Here is a 7,370-nt window from a genome sequence, read left to right on the forward strand (position 1 = left end):
TTTACGTCAAAAGAGTAAAGTGAACTTAGTCCGCTTTTCTTGGTCGCGAATTCGCCTTGGCCACCAACTTACCCCATTTAACAAGGGTAGTGGCACAATCCTCGCTATCAAGAGCGCACTCAATAAGAGTTGGGCCCTTTTTATTTGCTACGGCAATTTTTATTGCTTCTTCCAACTCTTTTCCCGTACCGGCCTTTAATCCCTTACCTTCACCATCCTGGGCATTAAAAGCCGCAATAATTCCGGCATAATCCCAGTTTTTAATACGGTTATAAGGACCATCATGAATTTTAACTTCAATCGTATAGCCATTATTATTCAACAGGAAGATAATAACAGGCAGGTTGTTACGAATCATTTGCGCAACTTCTTGCGCCGTTAACTGAAAGGATCCATCACCAATCATGGCAATCACTTGCCTTTGTGGCGCTGCCCCAACAGCATAACCAAACACCGAAGGAACAGACCAGCCGATATGCCCCCACTGCATTTCAGATTCAACACGTGCCCCTTTCGGTAGAGTCATAGCAACACCATGGAACCAGGAATCTCCCGTTTCAAGAAACAGGGTTGAATGTGGATTCAGCATACCCTGAATCTGGCGACTTAATTCTGCACAAGTTAAGGCATCAGAAGGATTGGCTGCTTTAATTTCAGGACGTTTTGCACCCGAAGCCTTGAATTCCTCAAGGGCCTTACTATTTTTTGTAACTTTTTCAGCCAAAGCCAATACAAAATCCCGTAAGTGAACACCAGAAAAGGATTTTCCACCAACTTCAACATGCCAAGGATGAACCTGGATAATCTCTTTTTTATAAGGCTCTGAAGTCCAGCCTGAAGTAGAATAGTCGTTAAAAACGGTCCCCAGACATATCATGGCATCAGAAGTATCAAAAACTTTCTGTACACCTGGATCGCTCACTTCACCCCAATAGGTACCAATATAATGCGGATTACTCTCAGGGAAGTAGCTTTTTGAAGACGCCATGGTCGCTACGGCACATCCAAGAGAATCCGAAAGTTTAACAGCTGCTTCTTCCCCTTTAACCGACCGGATTCTTGTTCCTATGAGAAGGGTTGGCTTCTTCTTGTTTTTTAGAAATGCCACAGCAGCATCAACAGCATCAGACAAAGCCTTATGATTAGTGGGAACTTCTTCTATGACCCCTTCAATTGGGCCAGGGGCTGCACAAGGCGCATTCGATAAATTACAGGCAATTTCCAAATAAACCGGCTTTTTATGCAGAACAGCCATACGAATTACGCGGTCAATCTGAGCGGGAGCCTGTTGAGGATCGATAATCGACTCTGCTGCGCAGGTTAGATATTTGGCAATTTCCAATTGATAGGAATAATCGGGCGTACCAATAGTATGGTGCAATATGCGACCACTCCCTAAATCATTGGTATTAGGGGCTCCTGATACAAGGATAACTGGCAAATTCTCGGCATTCGCACCGCCAATAGCATTTAACGCTGAAAAAGCCCCCACATTAAAAGTGACAATGGCAGCAGCAATGCCTCGTGCGCGCGCATATCCTTCGGCAGCAAAGCCACAATTTAGTTCGTTACTGCAATAGACCTGTTTTGTTCGACCTCCTTCCAGCAGTTCATCCAGCAGGATAAGGTTATAATCTCCAGCTACGGCAAAGTGATGCTCAATACCAATCTGGGCAAAACGTTCAGCCAAATAACGGCCTACAGTATACTGCATTATTTTCTCCAAAAATTAAATATTCTAACAATGAGCGTATTTCGGATATAAAAATACTTTTCTCTCAACAACGAAACAATACTGCCCCTTAATTTTCAGGACAGATCGACCGCAAAAGTTATAATCGGCAAAGGGGCAATCTTTTTTGAGCCCAAATCTTGACCAAAACAATTTGCCATTCCATGCCTTCTATAACAAAGAAAAATTTTTATTTCCCTCTCAATTATGCAACCCAGAGCTGATGTTCCCGCAGTTGAAAAACAAAATACTCTTTGAATAGGCATAAAATCTTTAAAAGAGTATTTACAATACTATTTTTTTAAACGCTTTATTCACTTTATTTCTCGATATTTTATCGTATTTTACTGGTTTCAGCAATAAACGGCTTAAATAAAATCTCTTTTCGAAATCAGCTCTTTCATACCTTATGCTTGTCCTCTTAAATTTACAATAAGCAATTCCAAATACAAATTTACAATAAAACACTAGACAATAACAGTTATAATATAACATACTATTAATGTAATCTCATAATTTCTGAACGCATGGTATGTCTAAAAATTCTTCTCTCTTAAAGTCTATGAAAAAATACCTTCTTTCCATTGCTGGCAGCTTTACTTTATACAGCATCCCTACCTGCACTTATGGGCAAACATCCTTTACGACACAAACGCAAGACACCACGCAAACGCAAGACTCCCCCTCCCCAACAGAATCCATTACTGTTTTTGGCCATGTCGATCAAAAACGGGCGAAAATAGACACAAAAACAGGCGCCACCACTTATATATTTAACCGTAAAGCTATTGAAACTATTCCCGGTGGTGACAACGTCCCCTTTAACCAACTTCTGCTTCAAGCCCCCGGCGTTGCACAAGATAGTTTTGGCCAAATCCATATCCGCGGTGATCATAATGAAGTCCAATACCGAATTGATGGTGTTCAACTTCCGGAAGGTATTGCTGTTTTCGGCCAAAGCCTCATGACCCGCTTTGCCGATAGCGTTTCTCTCACCACGGGGGCCTTACCCTCCCAATATGGTTTCCTTCAAGCTGGCGTTATTGATATTAAAACCAAAACTGGCCACCGAAACGGGGGAGCTGAGGCCTCTCTGTATGGCGGGGCACGCGATTATTTTTTCCCATCCTTTCAATATGGTGGAGAAAGCGGGAAATGGGACTATTTTATAACAGGAAGTTTCACTCATGACCGGGTGGGTATTGAAAATCCTTTACCCGATTTCAATGCTATTCACGATTTAAGCAACCGCTATGACGGCCTAGCCCATCTGCGTTATGCAGTGGATAATACAACAAGCCTCAGCCTCATTGGGGGAATTTCTAATGCGGAGTATCAAATCCCCAATAGAGGAGACCGCACAGCCGACTTCCCCTTTCTGAACGATATCCCGCTCAGCAGCTTGGATATGACTGAACACCAAAAGCAGATTACCGACTTTGCCATTCTGTCCTTGCAAAAAGAAATCGGCGATATTGATTTTCAAACCTCTGTTTTTACACGCTACAGTAGCCTCCGCTATTCTCCTGATCCACTCCGGGACCTTCCCTACCTAGGTATTGCCCAACAATCTGCTCGTTCAGTTTGGTCTACTGGCAGCCAAATGGATTTATCCTGGCTCATTAACGATGAGCATACCCTTCGAGGGGGTTATCTTTTCTATATTGAACGGAATGTTTCAAAAGCCAATTCCAACGTTTATCCTATTATTGGTGGAGACGATGAAGAGCCTCTCTATAGTAACTCTCCCCTTGCCCTGCAAGAAGGAAGCGGAAGAACCGGTGCAATTTATGGGTTTTACTTACAGGATGAATGGAAACCCCTCCAACAAATTACCCTGAACTACGGTGCAAGATTTGATATTGTTGATGAATACACCCATGAAAAACAACTCAGCCCCCGTATTAACCTGATCTGGCAACCTATTCATAATACGACCTTTCATGCAGGTTATTCCCGTTACTTTACCCCCCCTCCCTTTGAGGTCGTCAGTAATCAATCTCTGAGCACTTACCAAAATACAAGCGGACAGGCTCCTGGTAGTGGGAACTCCACGGTTAAGGCCGAAAGAGATCATTACTTTGATATTGGTGTTGAGCATGTTTTCCTTCCTGGCCTTCGTGCTGCTTTCGACTCGTATCTAAAACTGGCTCATAACCTCATTGATGAAGGCCAATTTGGCTCTCCTATCATTCTCTCAGGATTTAATTACAGAAAAGGGCAAGTCCATGGCTATGAACTGAGTTTTTCTTATGATAAAGGTCCCCTTTCCCTTTACGGGAACGCAGCATGGTCACGAGCTATTGGTAAGGACATTACCTCAGCTCAATTCAACTTTGACCCTGATGACCTTTCTTATATTAAGAATCGATGGGTTCATCTTGATCATGATCAGAGATGGACGGCCTCAGCTGGAGCTGCCTATACTCTTTTCGACGACACCTGGCATCCTACTCGTTTATCTCTTAGTATGCTTTATGGGAGTGGTCTCAGAAAAGACGGTGCCACTCCTAATGGCTCCTCTTTACCTGCTTATGTGAGCTTTAATTTTTCAGCAGTTCAGACCTTTAAAGACCTATTGGCCACATCTTTCCTAAAGAACACACAAATTCGCCTGGATGTTATTAATATCCTTGATCACACCTATAAACTCCGTGACGGAACAGGCGTAGGCGTAGGTGCTCCCCAATATGGGCTCAGGCGGACTATTCTCGCAGGCCTATCCCAACATTTTTAGGAGAGACCTCTCCCCCCTAGCCAAACTATTATACAACATTATTATTTGATTTATTAGAATAAGGTTGTCTACAAGACAAGCATTCTCTCTGTTTCTGAGAGATGTTTTTCTTTTCTTTTTTTTATGATTTTTAATTAGTTTTTTATTGTGAATATTTTTTGGGCGTATTTTTTATGCGCTGAAGGCTGTGGCATGGTGTTTGAGCGGCTATTCCAGCCTCTTTCCCACCAAGCGTTAGTCAGCATTTTCTTCCTTGGATCATTGTCAAGCTTATGGTCAAAAGCCTTGCATTGATCGATTCTTTCTCCCTCAAGAGGGGTTGGATCTTTTCTGAAACAAAATTCAGGGCCTGGGGCATTTAGTCTTAGTGATTTTTGAGTTTTTTATTACGGTATCACTATTTTTTATTTTGTGCACTGTCCATTTTCCTGATGAGATGATGCGCGAAGTCTGAGAGCTTAGGAGGAGTGTATGGAAGAGCTATTGAGAGAGGACAGAACTAAGCACCTGAAGCCTTGAACGGGTTGCGGAATATAGCCTGACCTTTGAAGGAATGGCGCTTTTCTTAAACGTAGGAGAGCAACCCAAACCTATACATGGCTCCCCCTTATCTTGGGGCTCTTTTTCTCTCTTAGAGAGGACGAGCCTCTTAGAGAGAGGGGGCCATGACGTTGCGTAGATGCGCGAGAACACCCAGCCCTTTTTCGAGGATCGAGAGACGGATTTTACCCGAACCGGTTTTCTTACGGATGACCTTGATGGGAATGCCAGGATAACTGATGACTGATGACTGATGACTGGCTTAGTATTTATATGATGATTAGGAGCTTTTATTCTCCTCTTTACTATACTGCTATATGGTCTTTGGAGCAACGTGTTCTATTATCTGCGCCAACCTTCAGGGTTAGTGAGAACACAGTTCTGCAGACACTCCCCTGTAAGGGTGCCTTGGGGGTGTCATGTATGATGGATATGGGGAGATGTCGGGGGTGGTGTATGGAATTTGGTTGCGGGGACAGGATTTGAACCTGTGACCTTCAGGTTATGAGCCTGACGAGCTACCGGGCTGCTCCACCCCGCGTTAGGTGTATTGATGAGCTCTTAGGGGGTCGAGTGGGCTTAAAGACCTGGCGGCGACCGACTTTCCCACGTCTTAAGACGCAGTATCATAGGCGCTGGGGCATTTCACGGCCGAGTTCGGGATGGGATCGGGTGGATCATTCCCCGCCATAGCCACCAAGTCATCAAGCCCACCCGATAAACTGTGTGCGGGTGGATGGAGGTGTTTAAGGATAGAGCAAAGCGAGAGCCAGAAAGGCCATAAAATTATGAGAAGGTTGTGTGTAGATGGTCTCTGTGCACATTATGGGCCTGCAAGCAGGCCATAAAGGGTAAGCCAATTGGGCAATTAGTACCGGTTAGCTTCACACATTACTGCGCTTTCACACCCGGCCTATCAACGTGGTGGTCTACCACGGCCCTAATGGGGAGATCTTGTTTTGAGGTGGGTTTCTCGCTTAGATGCTTTCAGCGATTATCCCGTCCGCACTTAGCTACCCGGCCATGCCGCTGGCGCGACAACCGGTGCACCAGAGGTGCGTTCATCCCGGTCCTCTCGTACTAAGGACAAATCCTCTCAAATCTCCAACACCCACGGCAGATAGGGACCGAACTGTCTCACGACGTTCTAAACCCAGCTCACGTACCACTTTAATCGGCGAACAGCCGAACCCTTGGGACCTGCTCCAGCCCCAGGATGTGATGAGCCGACATCGAGGTGCCAAACCTCCCCGTCGATGTGGACTCTTGGGGGAGATCAGCCTGTTATCCCTAGAGTACCTTTTATCCGTTGAGCGATGGCCCTTCCACGTGGAACCACCGGATCACTATGGCCGACTTTCGTCTCTGCTCGAGCTGTCACTCTCGCAGTCAGGCGGGCTTATGCCATTGCACTCAACAGCCGATGTCCGACCGGCTTGAGCCCACCATCGCGCGCCTCCGTTACTTTTTGGGAGGCGACCGCCCCAGTCAAACTGCCCACCATGCAGGGTCCCGATCCAGGATAACTGGATGCGGTTAGACATCAGAAAAATTCAGGGTGGTATTTCAAGGCTGGCTCCACAGAAACTGGCGCCTCCGCTTCAAAGCCTCCCACCTATCCTACACAGCTTTCTCCTGATGCCACTGCAAAGCTACAGTAAAGGTTCATAGGGTCTTTCCGTCTGACCGCGGGTACCCCGCATCTTCACGGGGAATTCAATTTCGCTGAGCCGATGCTGGAGACAGCGGGGAAGTCGTTACGCCATTCGTGCAGGTCGGAACTTACCCGACAAGGAATTTCGCTACCTTAGGACCGTTATAGTTACGGCCGCCGTTTACCGGGGCTTCAATTCAGTGCTCTCACACCTCCTCTTAACCTTCCGGCACCGGGCAGGCGTCAGGCCCTATACGTCGTCTTTCGACTTCGCAGAGCCCTGTGTTTTTAATAAACAGTCGCTACCCCCTGGTCTGTGCCACCCGCAAATGGTTGCCCACTCACAGGTCTCGCTTATCCCGAAGTTACACGAGCAATTTGCCTAGTTCCTTCAGCATCGTTCTCTCAAGCGCCTTGGTATACTCTACCAGTCCACCTGTGTCGGTTTCGGGTACGGTCTATACGCCAGAGCTATTTCCCGGAATGCTCAAAAAGCTAGACCAATCCAATAAGGCCTAACAACATCTCACATTCGTCACTTCTGGCAGGTTCAGGACTATTCACCTGATTCCCATCAACTACGGCTTTCGCCCTCGCCTTAGGGGCCGACTAACCCTGCGCGGATTAACCTTGCGCAGGAACCCTTGGACTTCCGGCGACAGTGTTTCTCACACTGTTTGTCGCTACTCATGTCAGCATTCTCACTT

Annotated in this window: 2 protein-coding genes, 1 tRNA gene and 2 rRNA genes (1 of these 5 running past the window's edge); 1 reads left to right on the plus strand and 4 read right to left on the minus strand. The window is 46.0% G+C overall.

Annotated elements, in window-relative coordinates:
* Window positions 1-25: 25 nt before the first annotated feature.
* On the minus strand, window positions 26-1,714 hold the full coding sequence (locus JGUZn3_RS01685) for an alpha-keto acid decarboxylase family protein (RefSeq protein ID WP_203414042.1): 1,689 nt from the start codon (window positions 1,712-1,714) through the stop codon (window positions 26-28).
* A 550-nt stretch (window positions 1,715-2,264) separates the two neighbouring features.
* Between JGUZn3_RS01685 and JGUZn3_RS01690 the strand changes: the two genes are divergently transcribed.
* Window positions 2,265-4,469 (plus strand): TonB-dependent receptor, encoded by a 2,205-nt coding sequence (locus JGUZn3_RS01690; protein WP_203414043.1) that lies wholly within the window; start codon window positions 2,265-2,267, stop codon window positions 4,467-4,469.
* Between the two features lie 1,004 nt (window positions 4,470-5,473).
* On the opposite strand, the gene JGUZn3_RS01695 is transcribed toward JGUZn3_RS01690, so the two are convergent.
* The 3 genes from JGUZn3_RS01695 to JGUZn3_RS01705 all read right to left on the minus strand — a co-directional run.
* A tRNA-Met gene (locus JGUZn3_RS01695) sits at window positions 5,474-5,550 on the minus strand.
* A 44-nt stretch (window positions 5,551-5,594) separates the two neighbouring features.
* A 5S ribosomal RNA gene (gene rrf, locus JGUZn3_RS01700) occupies window positions 5,595-5,710 on the minus strand.
* A gap of 146 nt (window positions 5,711-5,856) precedes the next feature.
* Window positions 5,857-7,370, minus strand: a 23S ribosomal RNA gene (locus JGUZn3_RS01705) (it continues 1,231 nt past the right edge of the window).

Source organism: Entomobacter blattae, assembly GCF_014672835.1.
Classification (GTDB): Bacteria; Pseudomonadota; Alphaproteobacteria; order Acetobacterales; family Acetobacteraceae; genus Entomobacter; species Entomobacter blattae.